The following is a 15,416-nucleotide window of genomic DNA, read 5'->3' as shown; positions in this document are numbered from 1 at the left end:
TGTAAGAGCAGTCGCCGCCAACCCTGCTCGGTGTTCCTTGAGTCCAGGTCCAGCAGTGACGGAAACCCTGTGGGGCATGGACATCACGGGACGATGGCGCGCACGGGTCGGCCGGCCGGGTGGCGAGTCCTTCAGCGAGCTCGGTTTCGCGGACGACGGCACGGCCACGCTCTTGGGCGGTGGCACGGGATCCGGCACCTGGACGGCGACCGGGCCCGGCACGTTCTCCTACCGGATCACCGAGGAGATGGCCGAACCGCCCGGCACCGTCGAGATCGCCCAGGACGCCGTGCTGAGCGGTGACGCGTTCGTCAGCACCGGGATCACGACAGTGCGCCGTGCGGATGGCAGCACCATCCGCACGGCGCACGTCAGGATCACCGCGATCAGGAGAACCTGACCGTCACGTTCCCGGTGTAGGCGCCGGAGAGCAGCGACAGCAACGCCTGCGGCGCCGCCTTGACCCCGCCCTCGACGATCGTGTGCGGGAAGACGAACTTCCCCTCCTGCAACCACTGTCCGAAGTGGACCACCCAGTCCTGGATCTGCTCCGGCAGGTGGTAGCAGGCGAACGGGCGGATCTCCAGGTGCTTCGTGATGGCCGTCATCAGGTCGAGCCGCGGGTGCTCGGCCGAGCCACCGGCCTGGTTGGCCAGCGCACCGCACAGCGCGAACCGGGCGTGCGGGCGGGCGGCCTGGACCGCCGCCTCGAACTGCTCGCCGCCGACGTTGTCGAAGAACACGCTGATGCCGTCCGGTGCCAGCTCGCGCAGCCGGTCGGCCACCGGGCCGTCCTTGTAGTTGAACGCGGCGTCGAAGCCCAGCTCGTTCACCAGCCAGTCGACCTTGGCCTGCGAGCCGGCCGAGCCGATCACCCTGGCACCGCGGGCCTTCGCGATCTGCCCGGCGAGCGACCCGACACCGCCGGCGGCGCCGGTGACGAACACGACGTCGCCCTCACCGGCCTGCGCGATGGTCGCCATGCCGTAGTAGGCGGTGGGGCCCTGCGACAGGAAGTACACCGGTGACGGCACGTGGTGCGGGTTCTGCTTGATGAACTGCTGCGCGGGCCCGGACCAGTACTCCTGCCACGGCCCGAACGACTGCACCAGGTCGCCGACCGCGAGGTCGGGGCTGTTCGACTTCACCACGGTGCCCACGCCACCGGCGCCGGCGGGCTCGCCGACCTTCCACGGCGGCACGCCGGGGATCTGGCAGTCGGCCCGCATGAACTCCTTGAAGGCGGCCGCCACCGACACGTAGCCGACGCGCACCAGCACCTCACCGTCGCCGATCTCGGGGACGGCCACCTCGACGAGGTCAAAGTGCTCGGGGGTCAGGTCGTCCTCGACGTGCTTGGCGAGCCTGACCTCCCACTGCTTCTCGGGGATGCTCATGACTCTCCTTGGTTCTCCAGCCCCCACGTGACGGGGAAGGTGATGAGTGAGTGGTTGATCTCGCCCTGGTGCCACTTCAGGTCCTCGTACGGCACGGCGAGCCGCAGGTCCGGGAAGCGGCGGGTCAGGCCCTCGATGGCGATCGCCATCTCCATGCGCCCCAGCTGCTTGCCGAGGCAGTAGTGCACGCCGTGCCCGAACGCGATGTGCGGGTTGGTGGCGCGGTCGATGTCAAGCACGTCGGGGTTCTCGAAGACCGCGGCGTCCCGGTTCGCCGACGACAGCACGAAGAACACCGCGTCGCCCTTCGCGATCTTCTGCCCGCCGAGCTCCAGGTCCTCCGCCGCGATGCGGTGGAACCCGGTGGTGTCGGTGGCGAAGAGGTTGACGTGCCGCAGCAGCTCCTCGACGGCCGCCGGGATCAGCGACGGGTCGGCGACCAGGCGCCGCCAGGTGTCCGGGTGGTCGTGCAGCAGCGCCAGCACCGAGTTGGAGATCTGGTTGGCTGCCGTGTCGAAGCCGGCGCCGATCAGCGTGAACGCGAACGTCACCAGCTCCTGCTCGCTGAGCTTGTCGTCGTCGTCCCGCGCGGAGATCAGGTCGGACAGCATGTCCTGGCCGGGCTTCTCGCGCTTCTGCGCGATCAGGCCCATGACGTACCCGGCGAGCCGCCCGAACGCCCGCATCGGCGCCTCCGGGTCGTTCTCGTCGAACGTCGCGAACGCCCGCGCGTCGGTCTCGAAGATCTTCAGGTCCTCGGTGGGCACGCCGAGCAGGTCACCGATGACGGTGAGCGGCAACGGGACGCAGAGCTTCTCGACGAGGTCGACCGGCCCGCCGTCGAGCTCGACGGCGTCCAGCAGCTCGTCGCACACCTTCTGCACGCCCGCGCGCATCGCCTCGACCTTGCGGACGGTGAACGCGCCCATCACGAGCTTGCGCAGCCGGGAGTGCTCGGACCCGTCCAGCGAGATGATCATCTCGGGGGTGGTGGTCATGGCGCCGCCGACCTGGGGAGCACCCTCGGCGCACGTCAACGCGCGGCTCAGCCTGGGGTCGGCGAGCCCGGCGCGGACGTCGGAGTAGCCGGTGACCACCCAGGTCGGCGTGCCGGTGTTGGTGCGCACCTTGGCAACGGGGCACGTGGCGCGCAGCTCGTCGTACTTCGGGTCCGGGCCGCGGTAGGAGGAACCGCTGAACGGGAACTCCTCGTCCAGTTCAAGGGGCAGCACGGGACACCTCCGGGAAATTTCGGCCTGGCCTCGCGCCGAACCCTGCTCCGCGCACCTCGAAGTCGGCTCGAAACCCGGATGTCGACCGGGGTTCGAGGTTTCGTCCCTACCTTCGCGCCATGGACACTGCACTCGTGCCGTTCCGGGTCGAGGTTCCCGACTCCGAACTGGCGGACCTCACCCGGCGACTGGCGGCGACCAGGTGGCCGGACGCGGAGACCGTGGACGACTGGTCGCAGGGCATGCCGCTGGCCTACGCCAAGGAACTGGCCGAGTACTGGGCGAACGTCTACGACTGGCGCGCCACCGAGGCCCGGTTGAACGCCGTCCCCCAGTTCAAGACCGAGATCGACGGTGTCGGGATCCACTTCCTGCACGCCCGCTCCCCGCACCCGGACGCGAAGCCGTTGCTGCTCACACACGGCTGGCCCGGTTCGGTCGCCGAGTTCCTCGACGTCATCGAGCCGCTGACCAACCCGCCGGACCCGGCCGACGCGTTCCACGTCGTCGCGCCCTCGTTGCCCGGCTACGGTTTCAGCGACAAGCCGACCGGCACCGGCTGGACGCTGGAGAAGATCGCCGCCTCCCTCGTCACGCTGATGGGACGTGTCGGCTACGACAGGTTCTACGCGCACGGCAACGACTGGGGCTCGTTCATCACGGGCATCCTCGGCCACATCGCGCCCGGCCACGTCGAGGCGATCCACCTCGTCATGCCGTTCGCGTCCGCCCCCGAGGCGGAGGTCCAGCTGACGCAGCGCGACTACGAGGGCCTGGGTGCGCTCAAGGAGTTCGCCGCGAAGGAGTCCGCGTACGCGGCGGTGATGAACACCAAGCCGCAGTCGCTGGCCTACGGGCTCACCGACTCCCCCGTCGGCCAGCTCGGCTGGGCCGGCGAGAAGTACTGGTCCTGGAGCGACCACGACGGTGACGCGGAGAAGATCATCCCCCGCGACCGGATCCTCGACATGGTGTCGGTGTGCTGGTTCACCGCCACCGCCGCGTCCTCGGGCCGGCTGTACTGGGAGAGCTACAACAAGTCGCCGCTGACGCAGGTGTCCGTGCCGACCGGGTTCTCGGTGTTCCCCGCCGACGCGCGGATGCCCAGGGCGTGGGCCGAGCACCGGTTCACCGACCTGCGCTACTGGCGGGAGATGCCGTCCGGCGGTCACTTCCCCGCGCTGGAGAACCCGGTCGTCCTGGTCGAGGAGCTGCGGACGTTCTTCCGGCTGGTGCGCGCATGACGGCGACGCTGAACAGGCCCGGTGCCAAGCTCGGGCTCGTTCTGGCGGTGTGCTGCCTGGCGCAGTTCATGAACGTGCTGGACGCGTCGGTCATGAACGTCGCGCTGCCCTCGATCTACGAGGACCTCGGGTTCGAGCGGCACGACCTGCAGTGGGTGAACAGCGCGTACACCATCGCGGTGTGCGGCTTCCTGCTGCTGGGCGGGCGGCTCGCCGACCTGTTCGGGCAGCGCCGGGTGTTCCTGCTCGGTGCCGCGCTGTTCACGGTCGCGAGCGCCGTCGGCGGCATGGCGACCTCGCCCGGCACCCTGATCGCGGCCCGCGGCTTCCAGGGCCTGGGCGCGGCCGTGATGGCACCGGCCTCGCTCACGGTCCTGGGCACCACGTTCACCGACCCCACCGCCCGCGCGAAGGCGTTCGGCTGGTGGAGCGCGGTGTCCGGTACGGGTGGCGCGGTCGGCGTGCTGCTCGGCGGCATCGTCACCGAGTCGCTGGGCTGGCGGTGGGTGCTGCTGATCAACGTGCCGCTCGGCATCGCACTGGTGTCGATGATCCGCGGCGCCGTGCCGGAGACACCCAGCAACGGGGGCCGCAAGAGCCTCGACGTACCGGGTGCGATCACCGTGACGATCGGCCTGATGGCACTGGTCTACGGCATCGCGCAGTCGCACGAGCTGGGCTGGGGCTCCTGGCAGGTCGCCGGGTCGCTCGCGCTCTCCGTGGTCCTGTTCGCGTTCTTCCTGCGCCAGCAGACGGTGTCGGCCCACCCGCTGATGCCGCTCGGCATCTTCCGCAACCGCTCGGTGACCGCGACGAACGTCGTGGCGTTCTTCGCGATCGCGGCCCTGTTCAGCACCTTCTACTTCCTCACCCTGGTGCTGCAGCAGGTGATGGGGCTGAGCGCGCTCGCGACCGGCCTCGGCTACCTGCCGCTGTCGATCGGCATCGCGCTGGGCGGGTTCGGCGTGGCGCGGATCGTCCCGAGGATCGGACCGCGGCCGGTGCTGCTCGCGGGGCTGCTCTCGGCGACCGCCGGCCTGCTGTGGGTGTCCACAGCGGACGAGACGTCGACGTTCCTCGGCACGATCCTCGTGCCGACGACGGTGCTGGGCCTCGGCATGGGCGCGGTGCTGAACGCGACCACGAACGCCGCCACGTCCGGTGTCCCGCGCGAGCAGGCGGGCCTCGCGTCCGGGCTGCTGAACACGATCCGGCAGATGGGCAGCGCGATCGGCCTGGTCGTGCTCGCGACGATGTCGTCGGCCCGCGCGGACTCGTTGCTGGCCGCCGGTGAACCGTTGCGGCACTCGCTCGGGTCCGGGTACGGGCTCGCGTTGCTCGGTGCCGGCGTCTTCACCTTCTGCGGAGCGCTGGCGGCACTCGCCGTACCCCGCAAGAAGTAGCCGCACAACGAGAACGGCCCCCGGAAAGCTTTCCGGGGGCCGTTCTTCGTGTGTCAGAAACCCTTGCCGTGCAGGTCCACGGGCAGCTCGACGAGCCGGTGGTTCATGTCGGCGCGCTGCCACCGCAGCTCCTCCTCCGGCACCGCGAGCCGGGCGGCCGGGAAGCGCCGGGTCAGCTCCTCCAGCGCGGCGGTCAGCTCGATGCGGGCCAGCGGGGCGCCGAGGCAGCGGTGGATGCCGTGCCCGAACGCGACGTGCGCGTTGCCGGTGCGGGCGAGGTCGAGCACGTCCGGGTCGGCGAACAGGGTCTCGTCGCGGTTGGCCGAGCTCGTCGACACGAACACCGCGTCGCCCTTGGGGATCGTGACCCCGAACAACGCGACGTCCTCCGCGGCGATCCGCGGCAGGCCCGTGGTGTCGTTGGTGGACAACGCGATCCAGCGCAGCAGCTCCTCGACCGCGGCCGGCACCTCCTCCGGGTGCCCGCCCAGCCGCACCCACCCGTCGCGGTGGTGGCCGAGCAGGGTCAGCACCGAACTGGCGAGGTGGCACGCCGTGGAGTCGCCGCCCGCGCCGAGCAGCGTGTAGCCGAGGCCGATCAGCTCGTCGACCGCCAGGCCGTCGTCGCCGATCCGGACCTGCGTCAGCGCCGACAGCACGTCGTCGCCGGGGGCCCGCAGCTTGCCGAACACCAGCGCCGCCATGTACTCGCCGAGCTGCTCCCCCGCCGCGGCCGCGACCTCCGGTGCGTCCACGGCGGCGAACTCCCGGATCAGCCGCGCGAACGTGTCGCATTCGGCGGCGGGCACACCGAGCAGCTCGCTGATCGCGGTGATGGCCAGCGGGAACGTGAACGTCCCCAGCAGGTCGACCGGTCCCTGCCTGGCCTCGTCGTCGGCGCGGTCCAGCAACTCTCCCACCAGCTGCTGGATTCTCGGTCGCATGGACTCGACCCGGTCCACCGAGAACGCCTGCGACACCAGGTCGCGCAGCCGGGTGTGCGCGGGCGGGTCGAGAGAGATGATCATGCCTGGCGGCGCCTGGAAGAGACCGGGGAACACCGGCGCGCCCGGTTCGTAGGACGCCGCGCGGGAGAACCGCACGTCGTCGAGAACGGCGCGGACCGCGTCCTGCGTGGTGGCGACCCAGCAGTGGCCGCCACCGGCGGCGGGCAGGCGCACGACCGGGCTCGTCGCGCGGAACCGCGCGAACTCCGGCGCCGGACCGCGGTAGCTGGATCCGGGAACGGGAAAGGTGACCACCGTGCGCTCCTCACGCTCATGGGATGTTTCCGCACGTTAGGAGTGGTGGCCTGAACCCCGGTCCAGCGCGGTTCGAGTGACCGAGTGGACGCTGAGCGTGATCGGCCATCCAGGCGAACCATCCCCATTCTGGAGATCAACCATGACCATCCTCGTCACCGGAGCGCGCGGCAACGTGGGCCGCCGCGTGCTCCAGCGGCTCTACGCGGCGGGTCACAGCCTCCGCGCGTCCGGCCGAAACCCCGCGGAGCTCGACGTCCCCGAGGGCGTGGAGACCGTCGCCCTCGACCTCACCGACCAGGAGACGTTCGTCGCGGCCCTCGCCGGTGTCTCCAAGGTGCTGCTCTACGCGGAGCCGGACGGCATCACGCAGTTCCTCGACGAGGCCGAGAAGGCGGGCGTCGAGCGCGTCGTGCTGCTGTCGTCGAACACCGTCGGCCTCCCGGGCGCCGACGAGGACCCGCTGGCACACCACCACAAGGTCGTGGAGGAGGCCGTCGTCGCGTCGGGCCTGACCTACACGATCCTGCGGCCGGGTGCCTTCATGAGCAACGCGTTCGGCTGGAGCTACGCGCTGCAGGCCGGCGACACGATCGACCAGGTCTTCCCCGAGGCGCAGGTCGCCCCGGTGCACGAGGACGACATCGCCGACGTGGCCGTGGTCGCGTTGACGGAGAAGAAGCTGGAGGACGAGGTCGTCGACCTCACCGGGCCGGAGTCGCTCACGTTCCGGCGGGAGCTGGAGATCGTCGGCGAGGTGCTCGGCCGCGAGCTCGTGGTCAACGGCCTGACCCGCGAGGAGGGTGAGGCGCAGATGAGCGCCTTCGTGCCGCCGCCCGTGCTGACCTCGCTGCTGAACCAGTGGGAGGCCGCGGTCGGTGTCCCTGCGGACACCGGCGCGACCGCCGAGCGGATCACCGGAAAGCCGGCCCGCACGTTCCGCCAGTGGGTGGAGGAGCACGCCTCGTTCCTGGTGTGACCCCGTGCCGGAGCCGGGGCGGCGGACCTGCCCCGGCTCCGGCCGCGCGTCAGACCCGCGCCATCGTGAACGTGATGGCCGACGTGCCCAGGTTCGTGCCGTCGGCGAGGAAGAACGTCGACGGGCCGGAGCTGGTGAAGCCGTTCGGTCCGCTTTGGACGGCGTCCTGGTCGAAGTCGACGTAGGCGAAGTAGGCGCCGTTCTCGTCGTAGACCTTCTCCCCGCGGAACTTGTAGTGGAACGTGGTGGCGCCGGTCCACCACCACGAGCCCTTGGTGGTGGTGTTCTGCTCGTTGGTGAGGAACACGCTGCCGTTGGCCTTGAACACCAGCTTGGTCGGGTGGTCCCCGTCCGTGCGGGTCACGTGACCGGTCCAGCTGCCGACCGGTGTGCAGCCCGTCGCGTTCGCGGCCGTGGTCAGGCCCGTTAACGCGAGCAGCACCACGGCTGTGACCGCTGCTGCGCGCACGAGGGCGGTCGACCGTTTCGGAGTGAACGTCTGCATCTGTGTGGCTCCCAACCCGGGTTGCTTGCGACGGACGCGCGCAACCGTGGACGACTTCCCTCGGCGCAAACTCCAGAACGGCTCGAACGCGGTGTTTTCCGTTGCGGCCCAAGCCCATCTCGACCCGGGCAACGCAAAGTTCTCATTACTCAAGGGCTGACAGGGAGGACGCCGTGACAGATCGGGAGACAGAGCTCTGCGACCTGTTCGGGGAGGTGCTCGGAGTGCCGGGGATCGAGCCGCAGGACCACTTCTTCGACCTGGGGGGCCATTCACTGCTCGCGTCGAAGCTGGTCAAGCAGCTCCACGAGCGGTACGGCGTCCGCGTCCCGTTGCGCAGCTTCTACGAGGACCCGACGGCGCGCGCCGTCGCCAAGCAGCTGGACCAGGCAGCCTAGGAGTTCGACATGCGGTGGAATGACCTGTACATCGCCGGTGTGGGCACATACCTGCCCGAGCAGGTCGAGACGGTGGACGACGCCATCGCGGCCGGCCGGTACACGGAAGAGAAGAAGGCCATGAACGGCTACCGGGAGCTGCGCGTCGCCGCTCCGGGCGAGACCGGTCCCGTCATGGCGGCGAAAGCCGGTCTGGAGGCCGTGGAGCGCTCCGGCCTGAGCCCGCTGGACTTCGGCCTGACCGTGCACGCCTCCCTGTCGCACCAGGGGCTCGACCTCTGGACGCCGGCGAGCTACGTGCAGGCCAACACCGTCGGCGGCACCGGGCCCGCGTTCGAGGTCAAGCAGGGCTGCAACGGTTTCATGGCCGCGGTGGACCTCGCGGCGTCCTACCTGTCGTCGCACCGCGACACCTCGGCCGCGCTCGTGACGGCGGGCGACGCGTTCCACCTGCCGTACTTCGACCGGTGGGCGTCGGAGGAGCAGAACGTCAACGGCGACGGCGCGGGGGCGCTGGTGCTGTCCAACCGCTCCGGTTTCGCGCGGGTCCGCTCGATCCACTCCCACGCCGACTCCACCCTGGAGCAGATGTCGCGCGGGTTCCAGCCGTGGACCACCGGACCGTTCCTCGACGGCCGGACCCTGCAGCTCAACAGCGGTGTCGAGGACTTCCTGCGCAACGCCGACGTCGACCTCGACGACATGATCGCGCGGATCGGCGGCGGGGTGCGGCACTCGCTCAAGATGGCGTTGTACGAAGCGGAGATCGAGCTCGCGGACGCGCGGTTCTTCCTGCACCAGCAGCTCGCGGAGACCATCGTCACGCACGGGATCTGCGGTCTCCTGGGGGTCGACCGCGCTTCCACGACCTACGACTGGGCCAAGCAGTACAGCATGGTCGGCACCGCGGACATCGCGATCGGCCTCGACCACGTGCTGGCCGAGCGCGACCCGAAGCCGGGCGACCTGGTCGTCCTGCAGTCCTCCGGCGCCGGCTACGTCTGGACCGCCGCGGTGCTGGAGATCCTGGAAGTCCCGTCCTGGCTCTAGCGGACGCGTCGAAAGGGGCGGGCTCTCCCTACGAGCCCGCCCCTTTCCGCATGTCCTGAGCCGCTCAGACGTAGAGCGCCTTCGAGCTCCAGTCCGGTTCCGGCAGCGCCTTGCGGTCGGTCTTGCCGTTGCTCGTGATCGGCAGCTCGTCCACCACGACGAACCCGGCCGGCACCATGTGCTCCGGTGCGCTCGCACGCATGTGGGCACGCAGCGAGCGCTTGTCGATCCCCTCGCCGGAGGGCACCACCCACGCCACCAGCCTGCGGTCACCGCTGGGGTGGGTGCGCACCCCCACCGCCGCGGCACGCACCTGCGGGTGCTCGGTGAGCGCGTTCTCGACCTCGCCCGGTTCGATGCGGAACCCGCGCAGCTTGAACTGGTCGTCCATCCGGCCGAGGAACTCGACGACGCCGTCCGGGCGCCGCCGCGCCTGGTCACCGGTGCGGTAGTAGCGCACGCCGTTCCAGCTGCCGCGCACGAACCGCTCCTCGGTGAGGTCCGGGCGCTGCCAGTAGCCGCGGCCCACCTGGGCGCCGCCCGCCCACAGCTCGCCCGCGGTGCCGTCGGGCACCGGTGTCCCGTCGTCGCCGACGATGACGACGTCGGTGTTCTGCAGCTGCCTGCCGATCGGGAGGGTGCCGCCGAGGTCCTCGCCCGCGCCGACGCGGTGGCAGGTGACGAACGTGGTGGTCTCGGTCGGGCCGTAGCAGTTGATGATCTGCACGGTCGGCAGCGCCTCCCGCAGCCGCCGGATGTGCGGCACGGACAGGACGTCACCGCCGGACATGACCGTGTGCAGGCCCTTGAACGCGTCGACGTCCACGTCGATCTGCCGGTGGAAGAGCGCCGCGGTGAGGAACAGGACGGTGATCTCGTTGGTGCGCAGCAGGTCGCCGAGCTCCTCCGCCTGCACCACACCGGGTGGGGCGAGCACGAGCCGGGCGCCGTTGAGCAGGGCGGCCCAGATCTCGAACGTGGCGGCGTCGAACGCCACCGTGGCGAGCTGGAGGAACCGGTCCCGCGCGGTGATCTCCAGGTAGTTCGGCGCGGTGACGAGGTTCGCGATGTTGCGGTGCTCCACCATCGCCGCCTTGGGCCGGCCCGTCGAGCCGGAGGTGAACATCAGGTACGCCACGTCCTCCGGTGCCACGACCGGGAGTGCGTCCACAGTGGACCTCGACCCGCGCGGCGGTACCTTCAGCGTGGTGAACCCGGCGGAGAACCGGCCCACCACGACGGACACCTGCGCGTCGGCGAGCATCATCGACACCCGCGCCTCGGGGTCCTCGGGATCGATCGGCACGTACGCGGCGCCGGCCTTGAGCACGCCGAGCAGTGCCACGACGAGCTGCGCCGACCGTTCCAGGCACACCGCCACCCGGTCGCCGGACCGCACACCGGCCTCGACGAGCTCGCCGGCGAGCGCGTCGGACCACCTGTCCAGCTCCGCGTACGTCACGACGTCGTGTCCCGCGGACAGCGCGACCGCGTCGGGCGTCCTGGCCGCCCGGCAGCGGAACGCGTCGGTCACCGATGCAGACATGCCCCAGCTCCTCTCGCTTTGTGCCATCCTCCGCAACCCGCCTCGAAGCCGCCTCGGGTCACAACTGGCGCTACAGGGGTGCTTGAGCTGCGCGAACAACACTCAGCGCGTCCGCTGCCCCACCTCATCGGAGGCGTCCCCCATGAACGTCCGCAAGAAGGCCATGGCCGCCGTGGCCGCCTGTGCGCTGGCAGTACCCGTCGTCGCCGCCGCCGGTGCCACCGCGAAGCCCAGCTACGAGAACGCGCTCGTCGGCCGCTGGGACCTCACCGTCACCATCCACATCGAACAGCCGCCGCTGCTGACGCCGCTGTTCTGCGACTTCACCGCCGACTACCAGCTGCACTGCGAGACCAAGCCCGGCTACCCCGACCACCTCGAGGGCCGGGGCGTCTGGACGGCGGCGAAGGACGGCCAGTTCAGCTTCTGGATCACCCACCACGCGCACCGCGACGAGAACGGCAACCCGGTCGGCTCGATCAACGCGAGCCACCTGGGCAAGATCAGCGCGAACAAGAAGAAGTTCAGCACCAAGGCGCACACCTACATCAACATGAACGACGGCACCCCGTGGCAGGGCCCCGTCGACGTCGAGGGCGCCGCGTTCCGCATCTGACCCCCCGTCACACCCCGTCACCCCACAGGCCCCCACCACCCGCGTGGGGGCCTGTTCTCGTGCACGCGGGGGCCCCGCGTTCCCCCAGGAGGCACGCGGGGCCCCCACGTGCTCACAGCAGAGGGCCCCGGACGGGTGGTCCGGGGCCCCTGACTGCGACAGCGGTGGAACTACGCCTTGGCGGGTTCCTCAGCGCCTTCGGCGGCACCGTCCTCGGCGGGAGCGCCCCACTCCTCCTGCTTCAGCCAGCGCGGCAGGAAGGAGGCGAGCAGCAGCGCGAGGGCCGCGAAGCCGAAGCCGACGTACAGCGTGGTGCGGAACGCGTCCGTGAAGGACTGGCCCGCGGCCTGGTGCGTGTACCTGTCGGCGACGGCCTTGGCCTGCGGGTCGGCCTGCAGGGCGGCGCACGCCGCCGCACCGGACTCCGGCGTGCCGGCGAACCCGCTGACGGCGCAGGTCTTGAACGCACCGGCCAGCTCGTCCGCCCTGGCGTCGGCGACACCGGCTGCCACGAGCTCCTGGCGGACCTGCGGGGTCAGCGACTCCGCGTTGGTCGCGCCGTGGGAGGCCAGCGGCGAGAAGAACGCCAGCGTCACGACCGAGATGCCGACCGCGAAACCGAGCTGCTGCTTGGTGTTGATCAGGCCGGAGGCCGCACCCGCGTCCTCGTGCGGCACCTCCTGCAGTGCGAACAGCGCGATCGGGGTGGCCGTCATGCCGAAGCCGAGGCCGATGAGCAGCAGCCCGGGAACCAGGCCCCAGCTCGTGACGTCGGGGCTGACCGAGAACAGCAGCACCGCGACACCGACGGCGATGACGACGGCACCGACCTGCAGGACGGCGCGGCCGAACTTCGGCACCAGCGCGATGACCGAGGCCGACGCGGTGATGAACGCACCGATGCAGAACGCCAGCAGCGTGACACCGGTCCGCAGCGGCGAGAAGCCGAGACCCTCCTGCAGGTACAGGTAGAGCGCCAGCATGAACATGCCGGTGAAGCTGAACATGCCCAGCATCAGCGCGAGGGCCGCGGAGAAGCTGCGGGACTTGAACAGGTTCAGCGGCACGAGCGGCATGCCGTCCTTGCGCTGCTTGGCCTTCTCGTAGGCGACGAAGCCGATGAAGCCGACGACGGAGGCGGCCATCAGCACGAAGCCCCACGCCGGCCAGTGCAGCTCGCGGCCGAAGGTCAGCGGGAACAGCAGGGCCGTGAGGCTGACGGTCGCGAGGACGACGCCGACGAGGTCGAGGCGGATGCGGCTCGGGGCCTTCGACTCGTTGATGTACTTCCAGCCCAGCACGTAGCCGAGGATGCCGATCGGGACGTTGACCAGGAAGATCGTCCGCCAGTCCCAGCCGAAGACGTTCCAGGCGACCAGGAGGCCACCGACGAGCGGCGCGATCGTGGCCGCGAGACCACCGATGGTGCCCTGGATGGCGAAGACCGCGCCCTTCTCCTTGTCGGGGAAGGTGACGTGGATGATCGACATGACCTGCGGCACCATCAGGCCGGCCGCGAGGCCCTGCGCGAGGCGGGAGGCCACGAGCATCTCCGGATTGATCGAGATGCCGCACAGGAACGACGTGAGGACGAAGCCGAGGACGCCGAGCTGGAACATCCGGCGGCGGCCGTAGATGTCACCGAGGCGACCGCCGGTGATCAGTGTGAGGGCGAACGCGAAGACGTAGCCCGCGGTGATCCACTGCAGCTGCACGAAGCTCGCGCCCATGCCGTGCTGGATCGCGGGGAGTGCGACGTTGACGATGCTGCCGTCCAGCATGTCCATGAACGTCGCGACGGTCATGATGATGAACGCGATCCAGCGGCGCGGGTCGGCCGCCGGCGCGTCGACGACCGCAGCCGCCTGCGCAGCGGCAGCCGCCGGTGGCGACTCCAGGTCGGGGTTGGTGTTGGTGGAGGTCACGATTTCTCCTCAGATGACTGATGTTCCGCTGCGCACGGCAGGGGGTGGGTCAGGACTCGTCGTGGCTGGAGAGCCGGTCTTGTTGAACGAGGTCCCACCTCCTGCCTCCAAACGACGACTGCCGGTCGAGCTACCAGGGTGATCCCCTCCGCTTGAGTTCCGGTCAGGTCGCGGCGGAGCGGAACGACGGCACGCCTGCGGCCCCGGCGCCGCGCAGTGGCGCCGGGGCCGGTTCTCCCGGCGTCAGCCGAAGAGCGACGCCGGGTAGGTGCGCACGGACGCGGTCTCGTACCGCAGCGCGACGTGGCTGGAGCAGCTGACGACGTCGCGCCAGAACCGTTGCAGCGCACCACCTTCCGCGAGGCCACCGGTGCCGGCGGCCCGCACCAGGCCACCGGTCGCATCGACCAGGACCTCGGCCACGTAGGCGACGTTGCGCTCGTTGCGCGCCATCGCGGCCGGGGTGAACTCGCGGTCGTCGAGCACCCTGGCGTTCTGCTCGACGAGCAGCTTCGCCGACTCGACCTGACCGGACGCGCGGACCAGGTCGACCGCGGACGTGACGGACTGCTTCTTCCCCGACAGCACCGAGACGCACGCGTCGAGCGCTCCCATCGCCGCTCCGACGGCCGGTGCGACGAACGTGAGGCCGCCGACCGCCTGGAACGGGACGTTGTGGCTCGGCACCGGCGACCAGCTGGTGCCGGTGAGCAGGTCGGCGCGGTTCAGCGACAGGTGGGACGGCACGAAGACGTCGTCCACCACGACGGAATGGCTGCTGGTCGCCTTCATCCCGACGCTGTCCCACGTCCTGAGGACCGTGAGGTCGCCGCGCGGCACCGCGAAGAAGCGGCCCTCGTCACCGACCATGCCGCACAGCAGCGCCCAGTCGGCGAAGTCCACGCCGCTGACGTAGGTCCACCGGCCGCTGAGCCGGTGGCCGCCGTCCACGACCGTGCCCTTGCCCATGGGCGGCTGGCCGGTGACGACGAACGTGTCCGGGCCGGATGCCCAGATCTCGTCGTGGCCCTCTTCGGGCAGCAGCCCGGCGAACCGGGACGAGTACGCCGACAGCGACGCGCACCACGCGGCGGCCGAGCAGCCCTGCCCCACGGTGATGACGGCCTCGGTCAGCTCCGCGAACGTGCCCTGCGAGCCGCCGCGCCCGGCTGCGACGAAGTGCCGCGCGAACCCGGCGTCGCGCAGTGCCTCCACGACCTCGGGGGCCAGCTCGCGGGTGGTGTCGGCCTGCACCGCGTGCTCCGCGGCGATCAGCTTGACCTTCTCCGCGGCGGCGGCCAGCCCGGTTTGTTGAGCAGTCACCTCGTCACCTCCTGGGTGTGCAGGTCACGCGGCCTGGACGGGCAGGTCGCGGTGGATCGTGCGGGACCTGGTGTAGAGCTGTCCGTCGATGCGCACGAGCACGTCCTCGATGGAGAACGTGGGCTCGAACGACACCTGGCCGTCCAGCGTGGTGCGGGTGACGAGCGAGGCGTAGCTGACGTTCAGCGTGTTCTCGTCGACCTCCTCGACCAGGTAGTGGTCGTTCCAGTGCCGCACGGCGACCCCCTTGTAGCGGGGCAGCGCGGCGCTGGCGCCGGCGATCAGGGCGGCACGGCCCTCGACCTTCTCGCCGCGGTGGGCGTGGTCGGTGACGCCGTCCTCGGTGAACGTCTGGGCGTAGCCCTCCACGTCCAACGCGTCGAGCAGCCGCATCTGCCGGGCGTAGAACGTCTGGACCTCGATGTAGACCGCAACGGAGGCGGCAACACTGGCTGGGGACACGACAACTCCTCGGTCTGCCGGGTTTCGCTACCGCGAATATGGGTGGCGGCACTGGACATCCGGTCGAGCCGTCC

At 70.3% G+C, this 15,416-nt stretch carries 15 protein-coding genes; 7 read left to right on the top strand and 8 right to left on the bottom strand.

What is annotated here, in order from left to right; translation table 11 throughout:
• The first annotated feature begins 55 nt into the window (after positions 1 to 55).
• Complete coding sequence (locus tag ACZ7CD_RS36930; RefSeq protein ID WP_470375800.1) at positions 56 to 400, top strand: hypothetical protein; 345 nt, start codon at positions 56 to 58, stop codon at positions 398 to 400.
• Here the strand turns inward: ACZ7CD_RS36930 and ACZ7CD_RS36925 are convergent.
• Together ACZ7CD_RS36925 and ACZ7CD_RS36920 are read right to left on the bottom strand one after the other, a co-directional pair.
• Positions 387 to 1,397, bottom strand: a complete 1,011-nt coding sequence (locus tag ACZ7CD_RS36925) for an NADP-dependent oxidoreductase (RefSeq protein WP_360397331.1) — start codon at positions 1,395 to 1,397, stop codon at positions 387 to 389. The genes ACZ7CD_RS36930 and ACZ7CD_RS36925 overlap by 14 nt on opposite strands.
• Entirely contained in the window at positions 1,394 to 2,629 is a 1,236-nt protein-coding gene (locus ACZ7CD_RS36920) for a cytochrome P450 (protein WP_470380712.1), read from the bottom strand. The genes ACZ7CD_RS36925 and ACZ7CD_RS36920 overlap by 4 nt, the downstream gene beginning before the upstream one ends.
• Before the next feature lie 119 nt (positions 2,630 to 2,748).
• Here ACZ7CD_RS36920 and ACZ7CD_RS36915 point away from each other — a divergent pair, with 119 nt between their 5' ends.
• Together ACZ7CD_RS36915 and ACZ7CD_RS36910 are read left to right on the top strand one after the other, a co-directional pair.
• On the top strand, positions 2,749 to 3,873 hold the full coding sequence (locus ACZ7CD_RS36915; RefSeq protein WP_470380711.1) for an epoxide hydrolase family protein: 1,125 nt from the start codon (positions 2,749 to 2,751) through the stop codon (positions 3,871 to 3,873).
• Positions 3,870 to 5,276 (top strand): MFS transporter, encoded by a 1,407-nt coding sequence (locus ACZ7CD_RS36910; RefSeq protein WP_458433793.1) that lies wholly within the window; start codon positions 3,870 to 3,872, stop codon positions 5,274 to 5,276. The genes ACZ7CD_RS36915 and ACZ7CD_RS36910 overlap by 4 nt, the downstream gene beginning before the upstream one ends.
• Before the next feature lie 53 nt (positions 5,277 to 5,329).
• Here ACZ7CD_RS36910 and ACZ7CD_RS36905 read toward each other — a convergent pair whose 3' ends face one another.
• Positions 5,330 to 6,538 carry a cytochrome P450 gene (locus ACZ7CD_RS36905; protein WP_470380710.1) on the bottom strand — a complete coding sequence of 403 codons (1,209 nt, stop codon included), beginning with the start codon at positions 6,536 to 6,538 and terminating at the stop codon, positions 5,330 to 5,332.
• Positions 6,539 to 6,680: 142 nt separating this feature from the next.
• On the opposite strand from ACZ7CD_RS36905, the gene ACZ7CD_RS36900 reads away from it, so the two are divergent.
• Positions 6,681 to 7,517 carry an NAD(P)H-binding protein gene (locus tag ACZ7CD_RS36900; RefSeq protein WP_360397321.1) on the top strand — a complete coding sequence of 279 codons (837 nt, stop codon included), beginning with the start codon at positions 6,681 to 6,683 and terminating at the stop codon, positions 7,515 to 7,517.
• 49 nt (positions 7,518 to 7,566) lie between these two features.
• Here the strand turns inward: ACZ7CD_RS36900 and ACZ7CD_RS36895 are convergent, their stop codons facing one another.
• Complete coding sequence (locus ACZ7CD_RS36895; protein ID WP_470371837.1) at positions 7,567 to 8,022, bottom strand: hypothetical protein; 456 nt, start codon at positions 8,020 to 8,022, stop codon at positions 7,567 to 7,569.
• A gap of 173 nt (positions 8,023 to 8,195) precedes the next feature.
• Here ACZ7CD_RS36895 and ACZ7CD_RS36890 point away from each other — a divergent pair, with 173 nt between their 5' ends.
• Together ACZ7CD_RS36890 and ACZ7CD_RS36885 are read left to right on the top strand one after the other, a co-directional pair.
• Positions 8,196 to 8,420, top strand: a complete 225-nt coding sequence (locus ACZ7CD_RS36890; protein ID WP_360397317.1) for an acyl carrier protein — start codon at positions 8,196 to 8,198, stop codon at positions 8,418 to 8,420.
• Positions 8,421 to 8,429: 9 nt separating this feature from the next.
• The gene (locus ACZ7CD_RS36885; protein WP_360397315.1) at positions 8,430 to 9,470 is read left to right on the top strand and encodes a ketoacyl-ACP synthase III family protein; all 1,041 of its coding nucleotides are present in this window, start codon (positions 8,430 to 8,432) and stop codon (positions 9,468 to 9,470) included.
• Positions 9,471 to 9,534: 64 nt separating this feature from the next.
• On the opposite strand, the gene ACZ7CD_RS36880 is transcribed toward ACZ7CD_RS36885, so the two are convergent.
• On the bottom strand, positions 9,535 to 11,016 hold the full coding sequence (locus ACZ7CD_RS36880) for an amino acid adenylation domain-containing protein (RefSeq protein WP_470380709.1): 1,482 nt from the start codon (positions 11,014 to 11,016) through the stop codon (positions 9,535 to 9,537).
• A gap of 142 nt (positions 11,017 to 11,158) precedes the next feature.
• On the opposite strand from ACZ7CD_RS36880, the gene ACZ7CD_RS36875 reads away from it, so the two are divergent.
• Entirely contained in the window at positions 11,159 to 11,632 is a 474-nt protein-coding gene (locus tag ACZ7CD_RS36875; protein WP_360397311.1) for a hypothetical protein, read from the top strand.
• A gap of 170 nt (positions 11,633 to 11,802) precedes the next feature.
• On the opposite strand, the gene ACZ7CD_RS36870 is transcribed toward ACZ7CD_RS36875, so the two are convergent.
• The 3 genes from ACZ7CD_RS36870 to ACZ7CD_RS36860 all read right to left on the bottom strand — a co-directional run bounded on the left by ACZ7CD_RS36870 (position 11,803) and on the right by ACZ7CD_RS36860 (position 15,342).
• A complete protein-coding gene (locus tag ACZ7CD_RS36870) occupies positions 11,803 to 13,557 on the bottom strand; it encodes an MFS transporter (protein WP_458433798.1) in 1,755 nt (584 codons plus the stop codon).
• A 243-nt stretch (positions 13,558 to 13,800) separates the two neighbouring features.
• A complete protein-coding gene (locus ACZ7CD_RS36865) occupies positions 13,801 to 14,880 on the bottom strand; it encodes an acyl-CoA dehydrogenase family protein (RefSeq protein WP_458433799.1) in 1,080 nt (359 codons plus the stop codon).
• A gap of 24 nt (positions 14,881 to 14,904) precedes the next feature.
• Complete coding sequence (locus tag ACZ7CD_RS36860; protein ID WP_360397303.1) at positions 14,905 to 15,342, bottom strand: nuclear transport factor 2 family protein; 438 nt, start codon at positions 15,340 to 15,342, stop codon at positions 14,905 to 14,907.
• Between the last annotated feature and the right edge of the window lie 74 nt (positions 15,343 to 15,416).

It is taken from the genome of Lentzea sp. NPDC036949, assembly GCF_055608075.1.
The sequence above is the reverse complement of the archived record's forward strand: the minus strand, read 5'-3'. Positions and strand labels throughout refer to the sequence as shown.